The 25,536-nt window shown below is 60.1% G+C and carries 22 protein-coding genes and 2 pseudogenes; 13 read left to right on the top strand and 11 right to left on the bottom strand.

Translation table 11 applies throughout. The annotated features are described in order from the left end of the window. Positions 1-81: 81 nt before the first annotated feature. The 5 genes from B0O95_RS06610 to B0O95_RS06590 all read right to left on the bottom strand — a co-directional run bounded on the left by B0O95_RS06610 (position 82) and on the right by B0O95_RS06590 (position 4,061). Complete coding sequence (locus B0O95_RS06610; protein WP_104077191.1) at positions 82-330, bottom strand: (2Fe-2S)-binding protein; 249 nt, start codon at positions 328-330, stop codon at positions 82-84. A gap of 104 nt (positions 331-434) precedes the next feature. Beyond that, the gene (gene murI / locus B0O95_RS06605) at positions 435-1,298 is read right to left on the bottom strand and encodes a glutamate racemase (RefSeq protein ID WP_104077190.1); all 864 of its coding nucleotides are present in this window, start codon (positions 1,296-1,298) and stop codon (positions 435-437) included. 27 nt (positions 1,299-1,325) lie between these two features. Beyond that, positions 1,326-1,805 (bottom strand): bacterioferritin, encoded by a 480-nt coding sequence (gene bfr / locus B0O95_RS06600; RefSeq protein WP_104077298.1) that lies wholly within the window; start codon positions 1,803-1,805, stop codon positions 1,326-1,328. A 110-nt stretch (positions 1,806-1,915) separates the two neighbouring features. Beyond that, positions 1,916-3,439: a fumarate hydratase gene (locus B0O95_RS06595; protein ID WP_104077189.1), complete on the bottom strand. Its 1,524-nt coding sequence runs from the start codon at positions 3,437-3,439 to the stop codon at positions 1,916-1,918. Positions 3,440-3,488: 49 nt separating this feature from the next. Further along, positions 3,489-4,061 (bottom strand): TIGR00645 family protein, encoded by a 573-nt coding sequence (locus B0O95_RS06590; RefSeq protein ID WP_104077188.1) that lies wholly within the window; start codon positions 4,059-4,061, stop codon positions 3,489-3,491. A 424-nt stretch (positions 4,062-4,485) separates the two neighbouring features. Here B0O95_RS06590 and acs point away from each other — a divergent pair, with 424 nt between their 5' ends. Beyond that, positions 4,486-6,468: an acetate--CoA ligase gene (gene acs / locus B0O95_RS06580; RefSeq protein ID WP_104077186.1), complete on the top strand. Its 1,983-nt coding sequence runs from the start codon at positions 4,486-4,488 to the stop codon at positions 6,466-6,468. 104 nt (positions 6,469-6,572) lie between these two features. Here acs and B0O95_RS06575 read toward each other — a convergent pair whose 3' ends face one another. Next, positions 6,573-7,541, bottom strand: a complete 969-nt coding sequence (locus tag B0O95_RS06575; RefSeq protein ID WP_146064006.1) for an F-box protein — start codon at positions 7,539-7,541, stop codon at positions 6,573-6,575. A gap of 568 nt (positions 7,542-8,109) precedes the next feature. Between B0O95_RS06575 and B0O95_RS06570 the strand changes: the two genes are divergently transcribed. The 3 genes from B0O95_RS06570 to B0O95_RS17145 are packed head-to-tail and all read left to right on the top strand — an operon-like array spanning position 8,110 to position 9,594. Beyond that, positions 8,110-8,847: a type IV toxin-antitoxin system AbiEi family antitoxin gene (locus B0O95_RS06570; RefSeq protein WP_104077184.1), complete on the top strand. Its 738-nt coding sequence runs from the start codon at positions 8,110-8,112 to the stop codon at positions 8,845-8,847. A 46-nt stretch (positions 8,848-8,893) separates the two neighbouring features. Beyond that, a complete protein-coding gene (locus B0O95_RS17150) occupies positions 8,894-9,301 on the top strand; it encodes a nucleotidyl transferase AbiEii/AbiGii toxin family protein (protein WP_233203182.1) in 408 nt (135 codons plus the stop codon). Beyond that, entirely contained in the window at positions 9,298-9,594 is a 297-nt protein-coding gene (locus B0O95_RS17145) for a hypothetical protein (RefSeq protein ID WP_233203180.1), read from the top strand. The genes B0O95_RS17150 and B0O95_RS17145 overlap by 4 nt, the downstream gene beginning before the upstream one ends. Positions 9,595-9,731: 137 nt before the next feature. On the opposite strand, the gene B0O95_RS06560 is transcribed toward B0O95_RS17145, so the two are convergent. Then, complete coding sequence (locus B0O95_RS06560) at positions 9,732-11,249, bottom strand: cryptochrome/photolyase family protein (RefSeq protein ID WP_104077183.1); 1,518 nt, start codon at positions 11,247-11,249, stop codon at positions 9,732-9,734. A gap of 875 nt (positions 11,250-12,124) precedes the next feature. Between B0O95_RS06560 and B0O95_RS06550 the strand changes: the two are divergent. Further along, positions 12,125-12,671, top strand: a pseudogene (locus tag B0O95_RS06550) (NAD-binding protein); the annotation flags it as partial. A gap of 576 nt (positions 12,672-13,247) precedes the next feature. Here the strand turns inward: B0O95_RS06550 and B0O95_RS16460 are convergent. Then, positions 13,248-13,937 (bottom strand): hypothetical protein, encoded by a 690-nt coding sequence (locus tag B0O95_RS16460; RefSeq protein ID WP_233203178.1) that lies wholly within the window; start codon positions 13,935-13,937, stop codon positions 13,248-13,250. On the opposite strand from B0O95_RS16460, the gene B0O95_RS16455 reads away from it, so the two are divergent. The 5 genes and pseudogenes from B0O95_RS16455 (at position 13,902) to ldcA (ending at position 17,994) form a co-directional block, all read left to right on the top strand. Next, positions 13,902-14,708: a hypothetical protein gene (locus tag B0O95_RS16455; protein WP_233203177.1), complete on the top strand. Its 807-nt coding sequence runs from the start codon at positions 13,902-13,904 to the stop codon at positions 14,706-14,708. The two genes, B0O95_RS16460 and B0O95_RS16455, sit on opposite strands and share 36 nt — an antisense overlap. A 307-nt stretch (positions 14,709-15,015) precedes the next feature. After that, positions 15,016-16,086 (top strand): phytoene/squalene synthase family protein, encoded by a 1,071-nt coding sequence (locus B0O95_RS06540; RefSeq protein ID WP_104077297.1) that lies wholly within the window; start codon positions 15,016-15,018, stop codon positions 16,084-16,086. Between the two features lie 51 nt (positions 16,087-16,137). Beyond that, positions 16,138-16,445 (top strand): annotated as a pseudogene (locus tag B0O95_RS06535) (DnaJ family domain-containing protein). A 24-nt stretch (positions 16,446-16,469) separates the two neighbouring features. Beyond that, positions 16,470-16,991, top strand: a complete 522-nt coding sequence (gene tadA, locus B0O95_RS06530; protein ID WP_104077180.1) for a tRNA adenosine(34) deaminase TadA — start codon at positions 16,470-16,472, stop codon at positions 16,989-16,991. Between the two features lie 76 nt (positions 16,992-17,067). Beyond that, complete coding sequence (gene ldcA / locus B0O95_RS06525; RefSeq protein WP_104077179.1) at positions 17,068-17,994, top strand: muramoyltetrapeptide carboxypeptidase; 927 nt, start codon at positions 17,068-17,070, stop codon at positions 17,992-17,994. Between the two features lie 91 nt (positions 17,995-18,085). On the opposite strand, the gene B0O95_RS06520 is transcribed toward ldcA, so the two are convergent. Further along, positions 18,086-19,522, bottom strand: coding sequence for a hypothetical protein (locus tag B0O95_RS06520; RefSeq protein ID WP_233203175.1), 1,437 nt, complete (start codon positions 19,520-19,522; stop codon positions 18,086-18,088). Between the two features lie 667 nt (positions 19,523-20,189). Between B0O95_RS06520 and B0O95_RS15410 the strand changes: the two genes are divergently transcribed. Then, positions 20,190-21,461, top strand: coding sequence for a hypothetical protein (locus tag B0O95_RS15410; protein ID WP_146064004.1), 1,272 nt, complete (start codon positions 20,190-20,192; stop codon positions 21,459-21,461). A gap of 110 nt (positions 21,462-21,571) precedes the next feature. Here B0O95_RS15410 and B0O95_RS06505 read toward each other — a convergent pair whose 3' ends face one another. Continuing rightward, entirely contained in the window at positions 21,572-22,729 is a 1,158-nt protein-coding gene (locus tag B0O95_RS06505) for an acyltransferase family protein (RefSeq protein WP_104077175.1), read from the bottom strand. Between the two features lie 313 nt (positions 22,730-23,042). Here B0O95_RS06505 and B0O95_RS06500 point away from each other — a divergent pair, with 313 nt between their 5' ends. Continuing rightward, a complete protein-coding gene (locus B0O95_RS06500) occupies positions 23,043-23,795 on the top strand; it encodes a hypothetical protein (protein WP_104077174.1) in 753 nt (250 codons plus the stop codon). A gap of 39 nt (positions 23,796-23,834) precedes the next feature. Next, complete coding sequence (locus B0O95_RS15800) at positions 23,835-24,221, top strand: hypothetical protein (RefSeq protein ID WP_104077173.1); 387 nt, start codon at positions 23,835-23,837, stop codon at positions 24,219-24,221. A 12-nt stretch (positions 24,222-24,233) separates the two neighbouring features. Here the strand turns inward: B0O95_RS15800 and B0O95_RS06490 are convergent, their stop codons facing one another. Then, on the bottom strand, positions 24,234-25,490 hold the full coding sequence (locus tag B0O95_RS06490; protein ID WP_104077172.1) for an oligosaccharide flippase family protein: 1,257 nt from the start codon (positions 25,488-25,490) through the stop codon (positions 24,234-24,236). Positions 25,491-25,536 lie beyond the last annotated feature (46 nt).

Here is a 25,536-nt window from a genome sequence, read left to right as displayed (position 1 = left end):
CGTCGCGCTGGCTTGCACGGAGAAAGACGGAACCGGGCAGAACCGACGCAGCATCAGGGCCGCGGCCCGGTACAACCGGCGTCAGGCCGCCTTGCGTTCGTAGAATTCAACCGACGCCGGCGCCACATGACGCGCCGGGTGGGTGCCGGGGCCGCACAGGCTCGTGCACGCGCCGCAAGCGGCAACCAGGTCGCGCACGGTTTCCTCGCATTTGCCGCAGCACGTTGCCACGCCCAACTCGAATTGCAATTCGTCGAACGTCGATGCACCGGACTGCAGCGATGCACGGATAGTACGGTCAGAAACAGACTTGCACACGCAGACGATCATGATGCGCTGACAGCTAACGTTAATGCGAATTATTATCATTCTTTGTGGCGACGTGCGCAAGCGCGATCGATGATTTTTTGTAAAAGCAGTCGGCTGGCCCCGCGTCAGGCTGGTGCGTCGAAATAAATCGGTTCCGACGCTATTTCGACATGTTCGGCGGCCGCATCGACGCCGAGCAGTTGCCAAGCGATGCGGGTCAATTGCGGGGCGTCGCCTGTGGTGACGAGTCGCAACGGCGCTGGCGCAAGTGTCAGCTCGGCGTGCGCAGCAGCCGGGCCAGCGTCGATCAGCAACTGCAAGTCGGTCAGCCGCCGCACCAGTTGACGCGCGATCGCGTCGCCGGTGTCGATGATGTGGAGCCGGTCGGCGGTGATCATACGCACCGCATCCAGCAGAAACGGATAGTGGGTGCAACCCAGCACCAGCGTGTCGGCGCCGGCGTCCAGAATCGGCTGCAGGCACGCGGACAGGCGCTGCATGACGACCGGCGAACCGATGTCGCCCGCCTCGATGGCGTCGACCAGGCCATGGCCCGCCTGGCACACGAACCGGCAATCGCCGCCATACTGGGCAAGCAGCGCGTTGAAGCGTGCGCTCTGGAGCGTGCTGGCGGTCGCCAGTACGCCGGCCACGCGGGTGCGCGACTGCAACGCGGCGGGCTTGATGCCTGGCTCGACGCCAATGATCGGCATTTGCAGACGCTCGCGCAACATCGATACAGTATGCGCGGTGGCGGTGTTGCAGGCCACCACGATTGCCTTCACATGTCGCGACGCGAGCCACCGGCCGATGCCCAGCGTGCGCGCCGCGATGAACGCGTCGTCGCGCTCGCCATACGGCGCGTAGCAGGAATCGGCGCAATACAGCAGTGCCTCATCGGGTAACGCCGCATGGATCGCGCGCAGCACCGACAGGCCCCCGACTCCGGAGTCGAACACGCCGATCGGCGCCGCGTTGCGCATCGTCATCCTCACCGTGCTGGTGGCTGCCGCCGCTTACGATTGGACGGCCGTCATCACGGACTGCTGGTAATTCTGGATGCCCACCTTGTTGATCAATTCGAGTTGTGTCTCGAGCCAATCGATATGCTCTTCCGTGTCGTCCAAGATGCGGCGGAAGATCTCGCGCGACACGTAGTCCCGCACGGACTCGCAATACGCAATCGCGTCCTTACAGGTCGTTTGGGACGCCAGTTCGAGCTTCAGGTCGCATTCAAGGATTTCCTGCGTGGTCTCGCCGACCAGTAGCTTGTGCAAATCCTGCAGATTCGGCAAGCCATCGAGCATGAATACGCGCTCGATCAGCCAGTCGGCGTGCTTCATTTCACCGATTGACTCGTCGTATTCGTGCTTGCCTAGCTTGTCCAGCCCCCAGTGCTGGTACATCCGCGCATGCAGAAAGTACTGGTTGATCGCCGTCAGTTCGTTCTTCAACTGAGCGTTCAGATAGTCGATGACCTTCTTGTCGCCTTGCATGATCGGTTCCTTGTGGTGGGCAGGCACGGACGGTGCAAGTCACGGATCGAATAAAGTAGTCCGTTGCCCGCTAAATGTGAAGCCGCGCGGCTGCACGGCCTGCCGATCCGTTACGCGGCAGCAATCGAAATCTTGCCGATCCTGGCCTGCCATTCCTTCGGGCCAGTCTGATGGACCGACGTGCCATTGGAATCGACCGCCACGGTGACCGGCATGTCCTTGACCTCGAACTCGTAGATGGCCTCCATCCCGAGATCCTCGAACGCGACCACGCGCGAGCCGCGGATTGCCTTGGACACGAGATACGCGGCGCCGCCGACCGCCATCAGGTAGGCAGCTTTGTGCTTCTTGATCGCATCGATCGCGACCGGGCCGCGCTCGGCCTTGCCAATCATCGAAATGAGGCCGGTCTGCGCGAGCATCATCTCGGTGAACTTGTCCATCCGCGTCGCGGTCGTCGGGCCGGCAGGGCCGACGACTTCGTCGCGCACCGGATCGACCGGGCCGACATAATAAATTACACGGTTCGTGAAGTCGACCGGTAGCGGCTGGCCGTTGGCTAGCATGTCCGCAATGCGCTTGTGCGCGGCATCGCGTCCGGTCAGCATCTTGCCCGAGAGCAACAACGTCTGGCCCGGTTCCCAGCCGGCGACCTGCTCGCGCGTCAGCGTATCGAGGTCCACGCGCTGGCTGGTCTCGGTGTTTGGCTGCCAATGTACATTGGGCCAGGCCTCCAGCGGCGGCGGATCCAGCCGCGCGACGCCGGAGCCGTCGAGCGTGAAGTGCGCATGGCGGGTCGCCGCGCAGTTCGGGATGATCGCGATCGGCTTGCTGGCCGCGTGCGTGGGCGCCGCCATGATCTTCACGTCTAACACGGTCGACAAGCCACCTAACCCTTGTGCGCCGATGCCCAGCGCGTTGACCTTCTCGTGCAGTTCGACGCGCAGCGCCTCGATCCAGTCACGCGGTCCGCGGGCGATCACATCCTGGATGTCGATCGGATCCATCAGCGATTCCTTCGCCATCAATACCGCCTTCTCGGCAGTGCCGCCGATGCCGATGCCGAGCATGCCCGGCGGGCACCAGCCGGCACCCATCATCGGCACGGTCTTGAGCACCCAGTCGACGATCGAATCGGACGGGTTCAGCATCGCGAACTTCGACTTATTCTCTGAGCCGCCACCCTTTGCCGCTACTTGCACGTCGAGCTTGTCGCCCGGAACGATCTCATAGTGGATCACTGCTGGCGTGTTGTCCCGGGTGTTCTTGCGTGCACCTTCGGGCGGGTTAACGATCGAGGCGCGCAGCACGTTGTCCGGGTGCGTGTAGCCGCGTCGCACGCCTTCGTTGATCATATCCGTCACGCTCATCGTCGCGCCATCCCAGCGTACGTCCATGCCGACCTTGACGAATACCGTGACGATACCGGTGTCCTGGCAGATCGGGCGGCGTCCCTCGGCGCACATCCGGCTGTTGGTGAGGATCTGCGCAATCGCGTCCTTCGCTGCCGGGCTTTGCTCGCGCTCGTAGGCGCGGCCCAGCGCCTGAATATAGTCCAGCGGATGGTAGTAGCTGATGTATTGCAACGCATCGGCGATGCTCTGGATCAGGTCTTCCTGCTTAATGACTGTCATGGTGCTTTTCTCATGGGGGCGCCGCATCGGTTGGCGGCGGAATCAACGCTCAATCGTGGGTTGGAGTTGCGACTGAAACAGGAACATGGGGCGCGTGCGATGTGAGCCGGTCCACCCAGGCCATCACGAGCGCCGACAGCAGGAACGCGGCGTGGATCAGCACCTGCCACATCACCGCTTGCGACGAATGCTGGTCGGGATCGATAAAGGTCTTGAGCAAGTGGATCGACGAGATGCTGATCAGCGCCATCGATAGCTTGACCTTCAGCACGCCGGCATTGACGTGGTCGAGCCACTCCGGTTCGTCCGGGTGGCCCTCCAGACCCAGTCGCGACACGAACGTCTCGTAGCCGCCGATGATCACCATAATCAGCAAATTCGAGATCATCACGACATCGATCAGCCCGAGCACCACCAGCATCACATTGGTCTCGGTCAACGAGGCCGCGTGCGACACCAGGTGCCAGAGCTCCTTCAGGAACAGGAAGACGTAGATGGCTTGTGCGAGGATCAGGCCCAGGTACAGCGGGAGTTGCAGCCAACGACTGAAGAAGATCAGCGATGGCAGCGCGCGCATACGGCGCGGACCAGACGGCGGAAATGGCGGGTGACTGGAAGGCATTGTGCAGCTGAATAAACGGTGTCGCACTGCCCATGCACGCGCGCGGGCAGGGGCGAACGCCAGGGTGGGACCAAAAACGCGGTTATTGTACCGCGTCGCAGTAGAATTGCCGCGGTGCGCCCCGCTCAGCCGATTGGCGCGGCACGCTCGGCTCACGCGCGGGTGTAGCGGTTCACTGCGGGAACACGGCGAATCCGATGCCGTTTAGCTTTTTCTTAATTGAGCAAGCATCGTAGGGTTCATTGTAGAGTGCTGGGTAAGCGCCGGCAAGCACGTGGGCCGATGCGGTGCCGCGACCGTCTTCGCTGCGATGCAGCAGCAGTGGCGGCGGCGCGCGGCGGCTTGTCCAGCGCTTGGCGACAGCGATGCGATACGGCGGCACACGACAACGATTTTTTTCATTCCATTATCAGGAGATAGTTTGATGTCTGCCATTGAATCGGTCCTGCAAGAGCAGCGCGTGTTTCCTCCCAGCGCGCAGACCACGGCCGCGGCCGCCATCGCCGGCATGGATGCCTATCGGGCGCTGGTCGCCGAGGCCGAGCGCGACTACGAGGGATTCTGGGCCCGCCTGGCGCGCGAGCACCTGGCATGGCACAAGCCGTTCACGAAAGTGCTGGACGAATCCAATGCACCGTTCTACACGTGGTTCGAGGACGGTCAGCTCAACGCTTCATACAATTGCCTGGACCGGCAAATCGCTGCGGGCCACGCGCAAAAGAACGCAATCGTGTTCGAGGCTGACGATGGCACGCTCACGCCTGTCTCATACGGCGAGCTGCACCGGCGCGTGTGCCAGTTCGCCAATGCGCTGAAGTCGCGCGGCGTGCGCAAGGGCGACCGCGTGGTGATCTACATGCCGATGTCGGTCGAAGGCGTCGTCGCGATGCAGGCCTGTGCCCGAATCGGCGCGACGCATTCAGTCGTGTTTGGCGGGTTTTCGTCGAAATCGCTCAATGAACGGCTGATCGATGTCGGCGCCGTGGCGCTGGTCACGGCCGACGAGCAGAGGCGCGGCGGTAAGGCGCTGCCGCTCAAGCGTATTGCCGACGAGGCACTGGCGATGGGCGGATGCGACGCGGTGAAGGATGTCATCGTCTATCGGCGCACCGGTAGCAAGGTCGCCTGGCACGAAGGGCGCGACCATTGGCTGCATGAACTGGTGGCCCAACAGCCTGAGCAATGCGAGCCGGAATGGGTCAGCGCCGAACATCCGCTGTTTATTTTGTACACGTCGGGTTCTACCGGCAAGCCGAAGGGCGTGCAGCACAGCACCGGCGGCTATCTGCTGTGGGCCGCGTTGACAATGAAATGGGCGTTCGATATCAAACCGGACGACGTGTTCTGGTGTACCGCCGACATCGGCTGGGTCACCGGCCATACGTATATCGCGTACGGACCGCTTGCGTGCGGTGCGACCCAGGTGGTGTTCGAGGGTGTGCCGACCTATCCGAATGCGGGCCGTTTCTGGAACATGATTGCACGTCACAAGGTGACCGTATTTTACACCGCGCCCACGGCGATCCGCTCGCTGATCAAGGCGTCCGACGCGGACCCGAAGTGCCACCCGAGCGCGTACGATTTGTCCTCGTTGCGTATCATCGGCACGGTCGGCGAGCCGATCAACCCGCAGGCGTGGGTCTGGTATTACGAGCAGGTCGGCGGCAAGCGCTGCCCGGTGATCGACACGTGGTGGCAGACTGAGACCGGCGGCCACATGATTACGCCGTTACCCGGGGCCACGCCGCTGGTGCCCGGCTCCTGCACACTGCCGCTGCCGGGCATCATGGCGGCGATCGTCGACGAGACCGGCCAGGATGTGCCAAACGGGCAGGGGGGGATCCTGGTGGTTAAGCGTCCGTGGCCATCGATGATCCGCACGATCTGGGGCGATCCCGAGCGCTTTAGGAAGAGCTACTTTCCGGAAGAGTTGGGCGGCAGGCTGTACCTTGCAGGGGACGGCAGCGTGCGGGACAACGACACCGGTTATTTCACGATCATGGGTCGCATCGATGACGTGCTAAACGTCTCCGGCCACCGCCTCGGCACGATGGAGATCGAATCGGCGCTGGTCGCCAATCCGATTGTCGCCGAAGCGGCGGTCGTCGGGCGGCCCGATGATACAACCGGTGAGGCGGTGGTCGCTTTCGTCGTGCTCAAGCGCGCCCGCCCGCAGGGCGACGAGGCGGTGCAAGTAGCGAATGCATTGCGTGCATGGGTGGCCAAGGAAATTGGGCCAATCGCCAAGCCGAAGGACATCCGGTTTGGAGAGAACTTGCCCAAGACCCGCTCCGGCAAGATCATGCGGCGGCTGCTGCGCTCGCTTGCCACGGGCGAGACGATTACGCAGGATGTGTCCACGCTGGAGAACCCGGCGATCCTCGAGCAGTTGAACGAGGCCCGCTGAGCAATGCTCGTCGTCAGCTTGCTGGGGCGGAAGCCGGATGCCTATACGCGCGCGCTGTTCGACTATATCCGGCATCCGTGAGCGCCAGATCGACGAGCGTTCGGTCAGGCTCCCGTACGAAGGCGTTCGATATGGTCCAGTGTTGACTGCGACACGATACGGTGCAGTGTTGGCCGCGATAGAGGGTGCGCGTCGGATGCCGCGTTGCCGGTCAGGTTCCTCAGCCGCTGCACAAGCCGGGACCGTTCCTCGCCTGCTATCGCGTCGTTGGCGCCCACACTGTGCTTGTCGCCTTGACGGCGGGCATCACCTATCGCCTGTTCGAGCAAGCTGACGAACTTGTGCAGCGGCAGGCCCTTGGGCCGCCATACGAAGACGGCAGTGCAAAACTCGATGTCGGGATTCTCCAACGCATGCTGATCGCGCTCGCCGGCGAACAGGGCGGCCTCGCTCTCGGAAAAACCGTAGTTCAGCAAATGAATGGCGTAGTTGCGGTTTGATATTCCGACATTTCCGTCTTGGATTCGCGGAAACAATCGTTCGACCGTCATCGCTTCCTTACCTTGCAATCCGATGATCCGTGTCAGTGCCGGTGCGCGTTCGCGTTCCGGCAGTGCTTCGATTTGCGACTTCAGGTGGTGCAGCAGGGCGCGATGTTGCAGTTCGCGTGCCGACGCGTTATCACCCGACGGCAAGCTGCCGTCCCGCTTGTTGCGGTGCGCTGCGGACGACGCGTTGTCATCGGAGCGCATCACATGATCGATCATCTGATTCAGCACGTCCTTCCTGTCCCGCGGTGCCAGCCATTCGAGTTCAAAGGACTGAATGATCCAATCCAGTTCGGCATGGCTGTGCTCGAGCCGTTCCAAAGACGCCGTCCATAGGCTTCTTGCTTGATCGTGCTGCTTGGGGCCGGGGGCCAGCTGGCGAACGGCCTGGAGCTTCTTGTTCACGAGAAAGCAATGGCGTCGGGGCAGCAATATCTGCCGGAACTTGTGGTTGACTTCGGACAACTGCGCCGTATCGCTGAGCGGAAGGCCGCGGAATATGTTGGCGAGAATCTCCGTTGGCATTTCGTTCAGACTAGTGGCAGCCCGCGGGCCATTGGACGGTTGCTTGGCAACCAGCCCGTCGAGTCGATGCGCCCCATAATGTCGTTGCACGGTGGTTTGGCACCCACCTGCATCGGCCGCGCAAGCCGCTGGGGGGACCGGTTCAAATGTCCCCGTGCCTTGGCTGGCAGGCGGTGTGACGCTCAAGGAGAGAGGATGTGGCATTCGGTAGTCTCTGAAAACCGCGATTGTCGGAGCAAGTGCGACAATAGGCTGCACCGGTGCCGAAACGGCAATGGAAGAACCGAACCGGCGCGATACGGTGAGATCGGACAATCTGTGGGCGCCACACTGCTGACACCATCAGCGATGCTTTACCCGAGCGCCAGGGCCGTGGCCCGGCATGAGTGGAAGATGTCGCAGCATGGTGAACCGGGTTGTTCGTTCAATACGGCTGGCCGTGCAGGTGGAAGGCGCTGCTTGCGTGCGGCGTGCGCGTGTGTCGAAATGGTTGACGCGATGGCGTTGATTCCGTACATGCTTGAGGCATTCATGGCACGGTATCTTAAAAAAACTAACTAATCGTAGTATGGCTACGATTGTGTCAAGCAAATTAAATGCACTCTATACGCGCGTGGCTCCGGGGACGCCGCTGACTTCGGAAGACCTTGTGACACTGGGCATCTCGGCGGATTTGGCGGTGCATTACGTGCGCGCTGGTTGGCTCACGCGTTTGACGCGTGGGGTGTTCTGTCGCCCAAACGACATCTTGGCCCTGTATCCCAGCCTGCTGTTGCTGCAGCGCAGGCTCGAAGGCTCGCACGTGGGTGGCAAGTCCGCGCTGGACTGGTACGGCTTGCGCCAGTATGTGCCGCAACAGCCATTCCTGCACCTGTACGGCTGGGCAGCCGGGCGTCTACCGGAATGGTTCACCGAGCGCTTCCCGGCTGAGTACCACCGCAAGCGGCTGTTCGAAGAACAGCCGGGCGCCATGCTGCACGTCGGGCCGTTCGAGAAGCGCAGCGGAGCCCCGCAGGTCTCAGCACCGGAACGCGCACTGTTGGAAATGTTGAGCGACGTTGGCGTGCGCCAGCCGCTGCAGGAGGCCCGCGAACTTGTTGAAAGCGCCTACAGCCTGCGTGCCGAAGTGCTGCGCGAGCTTCTGCAGCGTTGCACGAGCGTGAAGACCGTGCGTCTGTGCCTGCAGCTTGGCCGGGACGGGGGGCTGCCCTGGATGGCCAAACTTGATCCGACCACGTTGCCAACAGGCAGTGATCGACCTTGGGTGGCCAAATCGGCCGACGGCCTGCTGGTGCTCAAGCCATGAACCAGACCTATCTTGATACCGCGCGCTGACGCAGGTGGCTCCACTGGTGTTCGTAGACGACACCTTTGCACTGAAGGGCGGCACTGCGATCAACCTCTTCGTGCGTGACATGCCACGTCTATCGGTAGATCTCGATCTAATTTTTCCGGACCATACGCTGGCGCGCGACCAGGCTTTGGTGCGTATCAATGATGCCATCCGGCAGGCGGCCGAGCGCTTGAACAAGCGTGGATTCCAGACGCACATGCCGGTGGCCAATGCTGGCGAGACTAAGTTGCTGGTGCGGCGTGGCCGTACCGAGGTCAAGATCGAGGCCAACTTCGTGATGCGGGGCACGGTGCAGCCGGTGGGCCGCGCTTCGCTCACATCAGCAGCAACCGCCCGGTTCACGAGGTGCTGTTTCCGTCGCTGTGCGACATTCGACAGGACTACGAAAGCAACTTTCAAGGCATGACCGCTGAACCGGTGCCGCTCGATGCGTTGCTCGCGGTGCGTGAGCGGCTGGCACGCGAACTCCAACAAGGGTTGGATGAGAGCGAGCGCCGCTTCCTCCTGTCACTCGTCGCCGGCGTCCCCGAATGGCCGTTGCTGGGAATCACCCATCTCGACCAGCTACCGGGTATTCGCTGGAAGCTACACAATTTGGCGCAGTTGCAGAAGACCAATGCGAAGAAGTTTGCTGAGCAGGCCGATACGTTGGCAACACGGCTGTCTTTGGTCACCTTGCCGACGACTGGAGGAGCGTAAGCATGGATGTCCTATATTTCCTCCAGGACCGCATGAGGCTCATTCGTCAGTATGGCGGCACAGCTCTCCAACGAGGTTACAAGAAAGAGCGAAGCAGAGGAGGCGCCTTACATTCCTCCGTTTAGCGAAGACGGGGATTAAAACGATGTGCTTGTGACTCGCCCCATCGCCTTCAGCGCCCGTTCGCGCGCCTGCTGGTGAGGCACCACCGGCAGCGGATAGTCCTGACCAAGCCGAACCGACGCCAACGCCAGTTGTGCAGGTTGTGCGAGCCATGGCGCATGGACGCATCCGTTCGGCAAGCGCGCGAGTTCGGGCACCCAGCGTCGCACATAGGCGCCCTGTGGGTCAAATTTCTGACCCTGTAGCACCGGGTTGAAGATGCGAAAGTACGGCGCCGCATCGGCGCCACTGCCAGCCACCCATTGCCAATTCGCAGGATTGCTAGCGTCGTCGGCATCGACGAGCGTGTCCCAAAACCAGGTCTCTCCTTCACGCCAGTCGATGAGCAGATGCTTGACCAGGAACGATGCTGTCACCATCCGCACGCGATTGTGCATCCAACCGGTATGCCACAACTCGCGCATGCCGGCGTCCACAAGCGGATAGCCGGTGCGGCCGCGCTGCCACGCGCGCAGATCCGTGGCATCGGCACGCCACGGCATGGTGTCGAATTGCCGTTTGAAATTGACTTGATGCAACGGCGCACAATGGTAGAGCAGATAGTATGAGAACTCGCGCCAGCCAAGCTCGTCGAGAAACTTGTCCACGCTGCTGCTCGCGGTGGACGCGCTGCGCCCATTGCCGCAGTGGTGCGCGGCGCGTGCCGCAGACAGTACGGCATGCCATACCTGCCGTGCCGAGAGATTGCCGAAGCGAAGATACGGAGACAGCCGGCTGGTTGCCTGCATCGCGGGAACGTCGCGGCCACTTGCGTAGCGGGTCAGCGCGTTCGCGAGAAAATCGTCTAGCTGCGTCCATCCTGCTTGCTCGCCGCATTGCCACGTTTCGCGCAGTCCGCCGGCCCAATCGGGTGTACGAGGCTGGAGCGCCAGTGCAGACAGATTTTTCACGCGTGCCGCCACGGCGACGTTTTCCGGCACCGGAAAAAAGTCGATTCGCTGAGGTCCGGGCCGTGGCGCTTCAGGGGAATACTCGTGGCGCGCGGCGCGCCAGTACGCGCCGAAGACCTGAAACGGACGGCCATCTCGCGTGGCGACGGTCCATGGCTCTCGCAGCAAGTGTCCGTTGAAGGTGAAAACCGCAATGCCGCGTTCTTTGAGCGCCGTCTTGATCGCGATGTCGGTTTCGCGTTGCGACGCCGAATACCTGCGATTCCAGCACACCTTGATCGCGCCGATTGCCACGGCGAACGCTTCAATGGTCTGCGACTCGGAGCCGTGAAGGACAGTCAATTCGCCGCCCAACGCTATGAGCGTAGCATTGAGTGCGTGTAGAGATTCATGGAGCCACCAGCGCCCAGCTGCGCCCGGCGGGCGCGTATTTTGTGGCGCCGGGTCGTGAACATACACGCACACAACAGGGTGACCCGTGGCAATGGCGTATTCGAGCGCGGGATTGTCGGCTAGGCGTTGATCGTCGCGAAACCACACGACGACGGGCGGTAGCGAGTAGGGCGGCGCAGACGGCGGCATTGGGAAGTCGCGAAGCGGGTGGCCAACACAATCTCCATAATACGGGTTCCCGCGCGGATGGCTGTTGGAATTTATCAACAGCGTCGCATCGTTTCCTGCAGGCTACAGGCGGCGGATCAACTAGCGGGAGGTGTCGGGCAGCGAAGACTTGCGAGCGGTCAGCGGTGAAGTCCGCATCTTCGTGCTGGCTCGTGTTACGGACTCTTCTGCAGGCTCGCGTGTATTGCCTCGATCGGCGCATGGTCGTTGGCTTCCTCGATTTCTTTAGTCGTAACCGGAGGCCGTGTCGGGTCGCACATTCTGTCATGCAGGTCTCGTTGCATCGGGGTCAACGCGCCTCTGACGGCTGTCCCGACACGTTCGTATTCAGCCTGTTCCACGCTGTTATCCAGCGGCGGCGCGCAAGGTTGCGGTGCGCAGGATTGCGGCTCGGCAGGCGAAGGCGGTGCCATTAGGGCAGCGGGGGGGAATGGGTTATAGGGGAAAAAGTACGCCTGCGATTGGTTCAGGAACTGCGGCATGGTATTGGCGAAAGGTCCATTTGTAGTCCAGAGAAGATCGCGCAGAGCAGCGACCGGTCCCCACGACGGTATCTGGGAAGGCGCAGGTGCCGGACGCGCGCCTGAACTCACGGGCGTGGGCGTCGTTGTTTCAATGGGTCCAAGTCGTGGCGGTGTGGTGAGGTAAGGACCGTTGTCTGACATGTGGTGTTCCAGAAATAGCTGAGCGAGCGCGGCAGCGAAGCGAGCGCCCGTCATATGTCGGATATCGATTATCGCTGTTGCGCCATCTGGCTCGCGCGTCGGTCGGCGCAATCGTGGATGATGTCGCGAAGTCCGCTGGCGGCAATGGAATAAACGGTGGGGGGACTCCACCTAGCAGACTTTCGCCCCGGCGTGCCACTGATCGATTCAAGCACGATCGATCCAGCGACGATGCAAGCCGTTGCGGCGGCCGCCGGCCGGCAGCGCAATCCGTTTGCTGATGCGCCTGTCTCGGGGACACCGGCGGCGCGCAGGCCGGCACGCTCACTTTCATGGTCGGTGCCGACATGCAGTTGCTCGAGCGCATTCAACTGGTGTTGCTGAGCATGGGAAAGAACGTCGTTCGGTGCGGCGAACCGGGCATGGGCAGGTGGCCAAGATCTGCAACAATCTGGTGCTCGGTATATCGATGATGGGTGTGGCTGAAGCAATGTCGCTCGGTGTTTCGCTCGGTATCGACCCGGCGGTGTTGGCCGGCATCATTAGCACGTCGACCGGCCGTTGCTGGAGTTCGGATACTTATAATCCGTATCCGGGCGTGCTGCCGAATGCGCCGGCGGCGTGTGGCTACAGCGGCGGGTTTGCGACAGTCCTGATGCTCAAAGACCTCGGCTTGGCGACCGAGGCAGTGCGCCATGCGAAGCAGCCGGGCTGGCTTGATGGCAAATACTTGTCCGACTCGATTACATCTTGGGCGTCTCGCCGCCTGCACACGCCAGCTCCCGTGACGATAGACTGCCGCGCCCCGTTTCCCGGTTGTAGAATGTCATGCCACTGACACTACTCTGCCGTGTGGCGTTGTCATCGGTGTTTTGAACACCCGTCGGCCGCGGGTATTCCTATGTTGTTCGATGTTGCGCCGAGGTAGCCTGTTTCAAGCAGGATGGCCGAGTGGCCCGGCGCTTTTCGCCAAACATAAAAGAGAAGTGGCCGGCGGCAATAGACAGGCTATGGGCGGGCCAATATCTCGCGGGTCTTTTTCAGTCGTGTTGATTTCTCGGAATCGAGTGCATCACGCATGGCATCGGGAATCAATCACACGGTTTCGAGTTGAGCAAAAGACAGTTTTACACGGATTGAGCAATTGAGTAAAAAAGCGGTGCCGTTTGATCTAGTTTTCGAGCAAAGGAAGCGGAATAGGGCGGTGTTAAAAGACGCTCGAACCGCGAGTGAATCGGTGCACGTCAACGCGGCCTTGAAGGATTTAGCTGCATCCGGTTGGCTTATCAGGGCACTACGTTACAGAATAATCCAGTGTGTCGCTGTGATGCTTGTCGGTGCTGCGGGGGCATGTGGGGGCGGTGGCGGTGGCAAGTCTGATGATGACAGGGTCCAACGCGTAGTCGTCAAAGAGGCGGACGGAGAACGAGAGTGGGCCCGGTCGCCAATGGATCCTGTACAAGGCCAGCACACCGGTACCACGGTCGGTTCTCCAGCCCCTACGACAAATTCGGCCCATACGACGAATATCATCAACATTACGAATGTAGGCCGATTTTATGCGACGGATGGAACGGTCGAGATTGGTAATCTGAATCACGGTAGAGGCAGGAAGAGGCGTAGTATTTGGCGGACAGGCCACAGCGTAAGCGAAGCTGTGGTGAACGACTTGGATGTGGGCGTAGGCGTAGGCGAGCACGAGGCGCGGATCTCGGACGTCGGTGTACAGACCGAACCCGAGCCTGCTGCCCAAGTCGCGCACGTTGGCGTACAGACCAAACCCGAGCCCGCCGCCCAAGTCGCAGACGTTGGCGTACAGACCAAACCCGAGTCCGCCGCCCAAGTCGCAGACGTTGGCGTACAGACCGAACCCGAGCCCGCCGCCCAAGTCGCGCACGTTGGCGTACAGACCGAACCCGAGCCCGTCGCCCAAATCACGCACGCCGGCGTGCAGACCGAACTCATGGAGGCGCACGAAGCGCAAGGCCAGTACGTCGGCAGCTTATGGGGCAACTACGATTTCACCGCGTTGGTCACCCCGGCGGGCAAGTTTTATGCGATATACGCTTACGGCGACGACATAGGTGAGGCCGTTGTTGGCGATCTCGACATGGGCAACGGCGGGACCGGGATCCTCTATCTGAAAGAGCGGCTTGCAATAAAGGTCAAATTAAGCACGTCGGCCGATTTCGACCGTTCTCTGCCTTCCCGCGCCGGTTCTGCAGTGGTCTCGGTCTTGGCCAACCAGTTTCCCCGCTGTCAGAGTATTGTCACTCAGGCCGACAAACTGTTGTTCAATCCGCAATCGCTCCACATCGTCGCATCCGCCGATGGCCTGCCGCCGTTCCAATTCCGGGGCAATGCCGACATAGCGTTATATACCAAGCCGACTGTGAGCAAAGTGGTCGGGAGATACAAAGGCATGTCCAGCAAACGTGACTACCTTGTCAACGAGATCAATATGCCGGTCATACTTGAAATGACGATCGATGGCCGGGGCAGGATCACAGGGAGAGAGGGATATTGCTCATTTGTCGGCAGGATCGTTCCTCGTGAGTGGGGCAATGCCTACGATATCGAGATTGGGTTCGCAGACGACATAATGTGTTCCTACCAAAACTCGACGGTTCGTGGCGTAGGTTTCTACATTGAAAAGGAATGCCGGCTTCGCGCGATAATGCAAACGTCGTGCAAGGGCGGCATGCTGTTCAACATGACGCGTGCCGACGCCCGACCGGGCGGGTCGCCGTCCTAGCCCAGCAGCGCGCGGGCGTGCGCTGGCGCCCGCGGTGCTCAACCCGCTCGAGCATTGGAGGTGAGCTGCTCCTCCACGCGGGCCGGGCCTTGATGATGGCCGAAGGCGGCTTGCCGGACCCGACGGCGCGGCGACGCCAATCCGTGAACCGGTACAATGCCGGCTGTGACTGTTAATTCATGGCTGCGCGATGTCCGATTCATCGTTCGACTCTCGCTCCGGCTGCGCTGCAGCGCACGCGCGGCGTGCCGCCGGGCCGGTGGCCGGCTCGCAACCGCCCGCCTCCGTGACCGCTGCTGACCGATCCATGCGCGATCCGGTGCGCGCTTTTCTGCTCGGTCCGCTGCTTAAGGGGGTGTCCCGCTCATTTTACTTGACGCTGTGCGTGTTGCCCGCCGGCATGCGGGACCCGGTGGGCCTGGCGTATCTGCTGGCGCGCGCCGCCGACACGATCGCAGACACACCGTTGATCGAGCCCGCGTTGCGGCTGAGAATGCTATTGACACTGCGTGCGCACGTGAATGGCGACGAACACGATCGCGGGTCGCTGCGCGAGATTGCCGGACAGTTGGCTGCGCAACAACAACAGTCCGACGAGCGGCGGCTGCTGGAATCGCTCGAGCCGGCGCTGGCGATCCTGCAGCAGTTGGGCGAGCGCGATCGCGAGGCGGTCCGTGACATTGTGTCGACGCTCATGCGCGGCATGGAATTCGATTTGACCACGTTTGCGCACGAGCGCTCCGGGCAGATCGTGGCGTTACGTGCATGGCACGAGCTGGATCAGTATACCTACATGGTCGCCGGCTGCGTCGGCGCGTTCTGGACGGAGATGACCTATACGCATCTGCCGCGCGCGCTGCACGGCGACCCCGTGGCGATGTCGGAGCGCGGCGTGCGCTTTGGCAGGGCACTGCAGCTAACTAACGTGCTGCGTGATTGCGCCAAGGACCTGCGGATTGGCCGCTGCTACTTGCCGTCCACGATGCTCGAGCGGTACGGCTTGACGCCGCAGGACCTGTTGTCTGCCGAGGCGGCTGGCCGTGCGCGCCCGGTGATGCAGGAACTCGTGCGCCATGCGCTGGATCAGTTCCGCGACGCAATCGACTATACGCTGGCGATCCGCCGTTCGGCGCCGCGCCTGAGGCTGGCATGCCTGTGGCCGATCGCCATCGGCTTGAAAACGCTGCTGTTGTTAGTCGATAGCGCGAACTGGCTGGTGCCGGAGCCGGCCGCCAAGGTTCGGCGCCAGCAGGTGTACGGCATCATCGCCACCTCGATCGCGCTCGTCGGGTCCAATACGCTGTTGCGCGCATGGCTGGAGCGGTTGATCGCTGCAATAGAGTGCCGACTCCATTGCGCTTCGCACGATGGCGGTTGAACCGCGCTAGAGTTTGGTATCCTTGACGCGCATTCTGAATCTTGTTCGTCTATGAAACTGCTCGACGCGCTGGTTGAACAGCGCATCGCCGCCGCGGCCGCGTGGGGCGAATTCGACGATCTGCCCGGCAGCGGGCGTGCGCTGCAACTCGACGACGATCTGCTCGTGCCGTATGAGGTTCGCGTGGACCACCGGATCGCGCGGAGCAGCATCGCTTGCGGGCGAAGTGGCTGGCGCTGACCATGGCGCTCGAATCGCTGCGTGGTGGGCCGATGGTGGTGCCGCACGAGTATTGCCGCCGTGTCGCTGAACGCCTAGCTGGCTGTGGCGGCGCCGTTGCGCCAGTAGCGACCGACTGAGCGACCCTTCGACGCGGAGCTTGCATGTGCAACAGCGGTTTGTTTGAAGCGGGCCCGTTGGCCCGGGATCTGCATTTCATGGCGTTAGCGCGCGCTGCCGCGCGCCACGCTTATGCAATTGGCGAAGTGCCGGTGGGCGCCGTGATCGTGCGGGGCGACGAGGTGATTGCGCAGGGTTTCAACCAGCCGATCAGCACTCACGACCCGTCCGCGCATGCGGAGATGGTCGCGCTGCGAGCGGCTGCACAGGCGTTGTCCAACTACCGGATGCCGGGCTGCGAATTGTACGTAACGCTCGAGCCGTGCCTGATGTGCGCCGGCGCGATCATGCATGCGCGCATCGCTCGCGTGGTGTTCGGCGCGCATGATCCGAAGACCGGCGCGTGCGGCAGTGTCGTCGACGTGTTCGCGCAGCCGCGGTTGAATCATCACGCGAGTGTCGTTGGCGGCGTACTGGCCGATGAATGCTCGCACGAGTTGAGCCAGTTCTTCGTCGAGCGCCGCCGGCAGCTGCGCGCGTCGCGTACACTCGGCGACGCAAGTTGATCCCGGTGGACGTCGCGCCGTGTCGGCATGGGTTGCATTACGCGCCACACATCGTCTTTTCCCGCACAGGAGCGTCATGAGGCCCTGCACGATCGAACTGATTGCCCCTTGCGGCTACCCGCAGGATCCACAAGCTGTCGCCCGGGCGCTGGCACGCTGGGTCGATACTGGCCATCATATCCGGGGCATTGATACGACCGAGCGGCGCTTCCAGCGCTTTGCGGGCACGGATGCGCAACGGGCCGCGGACCTGAATCGGCTCGCCGACCCCGCGCGGGCGCTGCCGGACATCGTGCTGGCCGTGCGTGGCGGCTACGGCGCGATCCGGTTGCTGCATGGACTGGACTACGCGGGATTGCAATGCCGGCTGGCCGGCGAGCCGATCGCGATCTGCGGCCATAGTGACTTCACCGCGATTCAGATGGCGCTGCTCGCGCACAGCGGCCTCATCACGTTCGGCGGCCCGATGCTGAGCAGCAACTTTGGCGCGCCGAGACTGAGCGCATTCACAGTCGAGCATTTCTGGAGGGCGATTAGCAACCCGGAGTTCACGATTGGCGAGCCGACGCCACAGCCTGACGACGTCGACCTGCACGGCACGCTGTGGGGCGGCAATCTCGCGACGATCGCCGCGCTGGCCGGTACGCGATACTTGCCGGACATCGATGAGGGCATCTTGTTTGTTGAGGATGTCAACGAACATCCATTCCGCGTCGAGCGGATGCTGTACCAATTGCATCTGGCCGGCATCCTACCGCGCCAACAGGCGCTGGTGCTCGGCGATTTCACCGGGGCGCAGTTGTCGGACTATGACAATGGCTATGATTTTGACGCGATGGTCGAGCAGATCCGTGCGCTGACCGGTATTCCGGTGATCACCGGGCTGCGTTTTGGCCACGGCGCGGATACTGTGACGCTGCCCGTGGGCGTGCCCGCGCGATTGAAAGCCGGCGCCGACGGCTTTACGCTGACAATTAGCGGCCATCCGACCCTGGCGGAGTAATACTACCTGTGGCAGCGGGGCTATCCGACGCTGGGTTGCAGCGAGGCGCCGGGAACCAAGCAGCGCTGTCTCGCGCCTCAAGTTTTAAGCCTTAAGCCTCGCGCATGTGTGAGGTGCGCGCGGTTAGCTCCACTTCATGCCGGTCCGCGGCCTGTCGTGCGCAATTGCGGTGATACAGCCGGCAATAGGCGAATGCAACGAAGGTCCACGGTGCAAGGTACGAGAACTCCGGCACCGATACCATCATCATCATATAGGTCGCGACGCAGCACTGCCGTAGCGCGATTGCCTTCGGCGCCCAATCGAGCTTGAATGCTGGATACAGCAATAGCACACTGAACAGGGCGATGCCCAGCAGGCCATTGTTGACTAGCAGCGTTGAAAACATGTCGGTGGTGCGGATGTAGCCGAAGCCGATTCCTACCAGCTTGTTCGCAACGGGCGCCTTGAGCCAGAAGTCGATAGCAGCCATGAACCCGGCCGAGCGCTCCTGGCCCGATGAATTGGCGCCGGTGAGTTTCTTGATCACCACGTCATCCGCTAATTGCACGACTTGCTCATTGAATACGATGACGATCGCGATGATGGCCAGCGCGGCCAGCACCAGCTTGATGATATTGATCCGCGTGTGCATCATCCGGATGCCGAGGTAGCACAGGTAGCCGACCATCGCCGTCGTGGAGGCCGTCATCACGAGCGACGCGCCAATGATGATCGCGGGCCAGCGCGACCGTTGCACGGTGCGGGCATAGACCCAGAACGGGAACATCGACAGCGCATACATCGATGGTTCACCCGTCAGCGACTTCAGGCGCTGCATCGAAATACCGCCGACGCCCATTGTCTGAAAGTCGCTGCCCGTGACGATGTCCTTGGGCAGCGGCCGGGCCAGTGTGTTGGTAAACTGACGATTGGACAGGAAGTCGCCCGACTGGCCGGTCACAAAATAGTAGGCGCACTCATAAAGTCCGTACACGGCAAACAGTACGCCGGAGGCAACGATGATGCGATCCCATGCGTCGTCGCAGTAGACGTACAGGTAGGTGCCATAGAGAACCACCGCGACGACATAGAGAGATTGCGTGAAAAGCGAAGAGCGCATGACAAACGAATGGTCATACGGATTGACCAGCGATAACGTGTCGAGGTCAGGCGTATAACCGTCGGTCAGGTCGGCTAGTTGCGTCAGTGTGAACAGCAATACCCAGACAAAGATCGCGGTTAAAAGGATACGCAAATAGCGGGTACGCTCGCCGCCTCCATACAGCATAGCGATTGCCAGTGATAAGAAGCACATCAAATAACCCGGCGTGGTGCCTTGCGCACTGGGAAACACCAGCACGGACGTGATCGGCACAAAAAATGCCCACACCAGATAATAACGATCCACTGCCTTAAAGGCACCACGTGTCGTACTGGAACCAAACCTCTCGTTCCATGATGGACCGACGACGTGCTGCCCATCGCCGGGGCGCGCTGGTGCGGCATACAGAGTGCGGCCGCGATGGTTCGAGTTCGTGTCGTTCATCTCACAGGGTGTTCCGCAATCAATCACTGAAGCAACCGCTGGCTATTGCCATCATGGCATCGGGCCATTACCGTCGCATCTTGTGACGCACTTGAGTCGGGAGGGGCGTATACGCTTTGGTTATTGGCATAGCATCGCGTACGATCCAACGCGTATCAGTGCGTTGACGTACCATTTTGAACTAAAGACGTGCCGGCGGCGGGCGCATACCTGGATAGGGTGCTTGCTGTTGGTGCGACAGCCATACTGGGTACATCATATTGCCGGGTACATTGGGTCGAGCACGGTAATGGGCTACGCTATGCGTCGTCAGCGTGTGTGCAGCGAAACATCAATCTTTTCAAGTGCCCAAACCAAGTAAAATGTGCGCTCGTTCTTTTGACGCATGAAGCGTCATCCTAGTTCTCTTAGCTGTGCGTGCGGATAATTTGCTCGCTGGCTAGCTTCGGGTTCGTCGATTCGGCTGTCGATTGCTATCCGCACCCTGTGTCACTGTGCGTCCGGCTTCAATCCACCGTTTCGTCACGAAGAAGTCCCATTCCCACGAAGTGCAAGACGACGCCCGGTGTTCCAGAGGTGCGGTTCTTCGTCGTGTCCAATGCGGCACAGGCACGAAGTGCCTTCGCCAAATATTTGGCGAAGGCAAGTGCGTTTCGATGATCGACCTTTGTATGACTATACATTCAAATCCATGATTTCGAAGAAGAGAAATTCATCTAAAAACTCCTCCCATTGCGCCTCAAACGTCGATTTGGACTCCCAAGGCGGTGCGAAAGGCGCGCTATGCGTGCGACGTGAATTCCTTCGCACACTGGTTGCTACCGCCGGAACGATGGCGCTGGGGGTGTGTGCAAGCAGTGAGGTAGGGGCTGCTAACCTCGGCCGCACGCGCCGCTGGCCCAGCAGCGGCGCAACTTCGTCAGGTTCAGCAGCATCGGCTTCGAGTGCTGCTAGTACTACACCCGTCAGTGTGACGACATCCAGTGTCGCGGCAACATCCAGTTCCATGTCGTCGAACAGCTACAATGCCGTGTCGTCTGGGTTCTTCGGGATTAACGGACACATTAATTCGGGTAATGCGTATGGCACGGCGTTTGCCACACAGATAGCCTACATGCGCGACCTTGGCATTTCGAATGTTCGCCAAGACGTCTGGGATACGATTGGGGCAAAAAGCATTGCATCTTTCGTTGACACATTGAGGGGGACTGGCATTAGCGTCTCAGTGGTGATCACCCCAAAGCTATTCAATACCGATGAAGCCGCTGCGTACAGCAATAGCTTTCAGCTCGCGTACTCCATCGCAAGTATTCTAAAGGGCAAGGTGCTGTTGTATGAGTGCGGTAACGAAATGGAAATCGGTTTCGTTTCCCGTGGCGGCAACTTTCGCACCGACTACCGAGCGACGCCGTACTTTATTTATCGCGGGATGATACGCGGCATGATCGATGGCGTACGCGCCGCAGATCCCCGCGCGGCAGTGGCCGTTACCGCCGGGTGGTTGCACTTCGGTATTCTGCAAATGTTGGCCGACGGCACGGATCCACAAGGTGGAACGAGTGGGCCACGCGTCAATTGGGATGTTACCTCCTGGCACTGGTATAGCGATATGGGGGACATCACGAATGCAAACAGTATCGACGTGCTTCATGAGTTGACGCGGCGCTTCCGGCGACCGATCTGGATTTCCGAGTATGGTTATCGACCGTATGGTCAGTCCGGCAACACGCTGTTTAACGCACAAGCGAGTTATCTGGCCACTCAAACGCGGCAGTTCGTGAAGCTCAAGTCGCAGTACAGTTTGTTGCAGTCGATCCAGCTGTATGAGCTATTCGACATGTCGGCTGACGATGGCTATGGCCTGATCAAGTCGGATGGCGTCACGAAAAAGCCAGCCTATAGCGCCGTAAAAGAAAGCATTGCCAGCAGCAGAAGGTAACGATGGCGTAGCCTGCGGGCTTCATGCATGAAGGGGGGCCGTGCCAAGGGCAGTACCACTCGTATCGTTGTGGTCGTGACCTGCCCCCTGCAGACAAGGCCATCCTGAGTCTAGTAAAGTTTATTTTTTTGAATGGCCCCGGTTCGGTCCACCACGTCGACGTCAGGAGCGGAAGTTAGCGCGTGTCCGATACGGATACTGGGCGCTTCGCAAAAGCGAAAGCTGACCCAGGACAATATGACGGCCGGCATCAACGGAGCGACCATGTAGACACCGAGCGGCGCACTGGTCCATTGATAGTGTTTGCATAGCCAGAAAATGAGATACAGCGGCACGCCGTGTAGTAGATAGACCGAATAGCTGATTTCGCCAAGCCATACAAAGGGCTGGTAGTGGACCTTCAGTACCGTAGCGAAACTGATAAACAGGGCGATACCGACAAGATAGCCGATTGACGATGAGACATGGGTGTAATCGTGGCGGTGAAGGTCGTAGAGGGCCATTGCAACCGCAATCAGAGCGATCAGTGCCGTCAGCATGACCAGCGCGCCCCGGTAGGTCACCGACATGCCAACGACAGCATCCCGGCGTCGCCAGACGACTAACGCCGCACGGGGGGTGTCGTATGCCTTGCGGAACACCGCACCCCAGAACATGATAGATAAGTGATACAACATCCCTTTATATTGTCCGGGTGCATCATTGGGAATGACGTGCAATGCCGTAGTCAATATGAACAGCACGGACAATCCGGCGCTTACAGTGACCAGTGAGCGCATCTGGTGCAACAGGCCGCCCCAAAACAAGAGTAGGCAAAGAATGTAGAAATACAACTCTGTTTCGAGCGTCCAGTAGTGGCCCATGATCGCATCGAAGCCGAGCGCAGTCGGAATCATCGTGAGGTTCGCTGCAACGCCGATGCTGCTCATTTTTTGCTGAAATAGGGTCCAGTATACGAGGTACCCAATCGGTACCGAGAGCCAGAATGCGGGATACAGCCTCATGAACCGACGTATCAAGAATTTGCGCGTACCATCGGCAATCGACCCCCGCAACGAGTTTGGAATCAGCATCCCGCTGATTCCAAAGAAAATCACGACGCCGACGCGTCCGAAGTTGACTGAGCGCTGCAGTGTATCCAACCCGTTTTGGGAACCTGCAAGAGGAGCTAGCAGTTCGGCATAATGCGTCCAGATGACTAGCAATACCGCGATTGAACGCATCGCGTCAATGTGATCAAAGTGGCCCTTTGCTCGAGCGTGTGTCATTTATCTGTTCCCGGTCGGTTGTCGCAATGTGACACAGGTAAGCAGTTCACATCATTAGGGTAAGCGTCGATTCCGCCTGTGGCTTCGCAGCATGGGACTGTGGCCGCCGGGGGAGCTCGTGATAACCGACGCTACCATCATAAACGCGATACTTCGGTGTGCTGTCGTACATCCGTTCAAAAAATCTGCGGGAATGCCGCAAATATAGTTATTGAGTATTTTACTGGCTGCAAAGGATTCGAGAAACATATCGTCCAATGGTACAGTTTGTCCCCCGGCTATACGAATAGTTGATAGTGCCAAGAATGTATGGGTGGTCAGCGATGGCGTCGTATTGAAAAATGGGGAGAACGCGGCGTTCACCGAACAAGTGACTCTGCTTGTGTATTACGAGGGCATAATTTATCAGCAGAACTTGGATGGGGCCTGGTGGGCATGGAATGGCGGTGACTGGGTCGGTGTGACCGGTGATCCACGTCCCCCGAAAAATCAGTTATTCTACGGCATCAATTCCCATTACCCGCGGGGTGAATTCGCCTATGGATTAGTTCCAGTGGATAAACAATTAAAGCAAATGATGAATTTGGGAGCAAGAACGATTCGCGTCGGTGTAACCACTGACAGTGAAATCGCCCGTATGCGTTCGCTGCTGCAAGCTTTGACAGGCACTGGCATGCAGGCATATCCGTGCCTCGATGTGTATCTGACAAAAGATGCAAATACGAGTCCTTTTGACTACAGTGAGCCATATTATTACGATATCGGTTTTTCAACCGGCGCACGGGTTGCAAATAGCTTGAAAGGATTGGTTAAATATTATGAAATCGGCAACGAAATTGATAGCCAAGCGCTCATATCGGCTTCAGTCGACGGAAATAGTAAAACTGATTACGATAATCAGTGGTTTATTCTCGCACGCGGATTGATCCTTGGCTTGGCGGATGGCGTCAAGTCGGTTGATACATCTGCAGCAATTATAGGACCAGCCTGCAGTTGGCTGCATTTGGCGTTTCTCGATCTGTTGTGGAATGGGGTTCAGCCGAACGGTGGAACAGGAAACCCATAAGTGCGCTAGGACATTGAATCGTGGCACTGGTACTCCGACATGGGGAATATTCTGAGTGCGACGGGGACCTCGGGGACGCATAACGTGCTTTTGGAGCTGCAGGCTGCACGTGGCCTACCTATCTGGTTGACTGAGTTTGGTGTACGCCCATATGCTAATGGAGTTCCTGGCGTGTCGAATACACCCACTGAAACCCAAATGGGCGACTGGCTGTTGGACCATGGTTTTAATAGAGGTGGATATCCGACATTAATAGGCGTGGCGGCCCAGTATGGCCTCCAAAACATCATGTTATTCGAGCACTACGATGATGCCTACGATGGGAACTATGGAGTCCTCGGTAGCGATGGCGCGTCGCTCAAGGCACGCTATTCGCGATTACAGCAGTTTTTTGCTGAGCATCCCGTTGAAAGCATCTTTCGTTAAGCGCAATTACTGTTATTGACGGGGGGCCGCCCGCCCAATCAGCGACACGCCTTGCGCATAAAGAATGTAAGCCAGCGCGGCCGCCACCGCGCTTTCCGCGACCAGTACCGCGGCGGCCGCGCCTTGTTCGGCGAACCACTTCGCGAGCAGCGGCAGCAGAGCAACGTTGAGGAAGCCGGAGGAGATCAGCACGCGGCTGAACGCAGTCTTCATACCCAGCGGCAGCATCGTTTGTACGCCGAACAGGTCGGTCATCCCTGCCATGAAAGGAATGAACGCCATCCAGCGCAGCACGCCGATCGTCGGCTCGTAGTTCGCGCCGTACAGAATGCGCACCGCAAGCGGCGCGCCGAAGAAGATGCATAGCGAGATCGCCAACACCATCGCGCTCTGAACTACGAACAACTTGCGCAGGAAGGTCATCGCATCCTCACGCGCATGGTGCATCAGGTAGCTGATTTGCGGGTACGCAGCGGCTTTCATCGGCTGCAACATGCTGATCGCGGCGCGGATCAGCTTGTCACCCGCAGCGAAGTAGCCGGCGGCGACGTTGCCTGAGACAAAGCCAAGCAGCACGGTATTGGTCGATGCATAGAACGCGACCGACGTCGACGCAAGGAATACTTGCCAGCCGCCGGCTAGGGCATCGACGATATCCGCGATGCTTACTCGAACAAATTCAACCTCACGTCGGATGAACATGTAGACGAAGATCGCGATGCCCGAGCCAAGCGGCACGGCGGCGTTGACGACCATCGCGAGCGTGACGTCGGAGCGCTCGCGCACGAGCAGGAACATCGCGGGGACGCTGAGCGCGCGGCTGGCGAACAGCAGCAGACTCATCGTGCGCAGGTTCTCCACGCCCTGAAAGTACCAACTCGGTGTGAGCGCGGCCCCGATGGTCATGCCGAAGCCGATGATCAGCAGCGTGCGGTCGAGGGCGAAGCGATCGACGATGAAGGTCAACGCGAGCAGGATGACGAATCCGGCCGCGGTGATCGCCACCTGCGCGAGAAAAGTGGCCCAGAACACGCGCGAGCGCTCGGCGCGATTTTCGCGTGCGAGCGCGATGCGCGGCGTGGCGGTTAGATCGAAGCTGTAATTGGTGAAATTGATGAAATAGGTGATGACAGCCAGCGCGAACGCAAGCTGGCCGTAGCCCTCAGGGCCAAGAACGCGGGTGAGCAGCGGCAGCGTAAGCAGCGGTACGACGTAGGTCGAGACCTGCAGCGTCATCAACAACAGGAAGTTTTTCTTTACGGACGACATGTCCCGCTCCGGACTGGAGAAAATGAACCGGCGCAGGCCATGCACG

This window comes from Mycetohabitans endofungorum, from assembly GCF_002927045.1.
GTDB lineage: Bacteria > Pseudomonadota > Gammaproteobacteria > Burkholderiales > Burkholderiaceae > Mycetohabitans > Mycetohabitans endofungorum.
Note: the sequence above shows the minus strand (reverse complement) of the source record. Positions and strands in the feature narration are given on the sequence as shown.

Bases quoted from the DNA above. Each gene is read 5' to 3' on its own strand.
- B0O95_RS06610 (WP_104077191.1), bottom strand. From the start codon at position 330: ATGATCGTCTGCGTGTGCAAGTCTGTTTCTGACCGTACTATCCGTGCA.
- murI (WP_104077190.1), bottom strand. From the start codon at position 1,298: ATGACGATGCGCAACGCGGCGCCGATCGGCGTGTTCGACTCCGGAGTC.
- bfr (WP_104077298.1), bottom strand. From the start codon at position 1,805: ATGCAAGGCGACAAGAAGGTCATCGACTATCTGAACGCTCAGTTGAAG.
- B0O95_RS06595 (WP_104077189.1), bottom strand. From the start codon at position 3,439: ATGACAGTCATTAAGCAGGAAGACCTGATCCAGAGCATCGCCGATGCG.
- B0O95_RS06590 (WP_104077188.1), bottom strand. From the start codon at position 4,061: ATGCCTTCCAGTCACCCGCCATTTCCGCCGTCTGGTCCGCGCCGTATG.
- acs (WP_104077186.1), top strand. From the start codon at position 4,486: ATGTCTGCCATTGAATCGGTCCTGCAAGAGCAGCGCGTGTTTCCTCCC.
- B0O95_RS06575 (WP_146064006.1), bottom strand. From the start codon at position 7,541: ATGCCAACGGAGATTCTCGCCAACATATTCCGCGGCCTTCCGCTCAGC.
- B0O95_RS06570 (WP_104077184.1), top strand. From the start codon at position 8,110: ATGGCTACGATTGTGTCAAGCAAATTAAATGCACTCTATACGCGCGTG.
- B0O95_RS17145 (WP_233203180.1), top strand. From the start codon at position 9,298: ATGACCGCTGAACCGGTGCCGCTCGATGCGTTGCTCGCGGTGCGTGAG.
- B0O95_RS06560 (WP_104077183.1), bottom strand. From the start codon at position 11,249: ATGCCGCCGTCTGCGCCGCCCTACTCGCTACCGCCCGTCGTCGTGTGG.
- B0O95_RS06540 (WP_104077297.1), top strand. From the start codon at position 15,016: ATGCGCGATCCGGTGCGCGCTTTTCTGCTCGGTCCGCTGCTTAAGGGG.
- tadA (WP_104077180.1), top strand. From the start codon at position 16,470: ATGTGCAACAGCGGTTTGTTTGAAGCGGGCCCGTTGGCCCGGGATCTG.
- ldcA (WP_104077179.1), top strand. From the start codon at position 17,068: ATGAGGCCCTGCACGATCGAACTGATTGCCCCTTGCGGCTACCCGCAG.
- B0O95_RS06520 (WP_233203175.1), bottom strand. From the start codon at position 19,522: ATGAACGACACGAACTCGAACCATCGCGGCCGCACTCTGTATGCCGCA.
- B0O95_RS06505 (WP_104077175.1), bottom strand. From the start codon at position 22,729: ATGACACACGCTCGAGCAAAGGGCCACTTTGATCACATTGACGCGATG.
- B0O95_RS15800 (WP_104077173.1), top strand. From the start codon at position 23,835: ATGGGGAATATTCTGAGTGCGACGGGGACCTCGGGGACGCATAACGTG.
- B0O95_RS06490 (WP_104077172.1), bottom strand. From the start codon at position 25,490: ATGTCGTCCGTAAAGAAAAACTTCCTGTTGTTGATGACGCTGCAGGTC.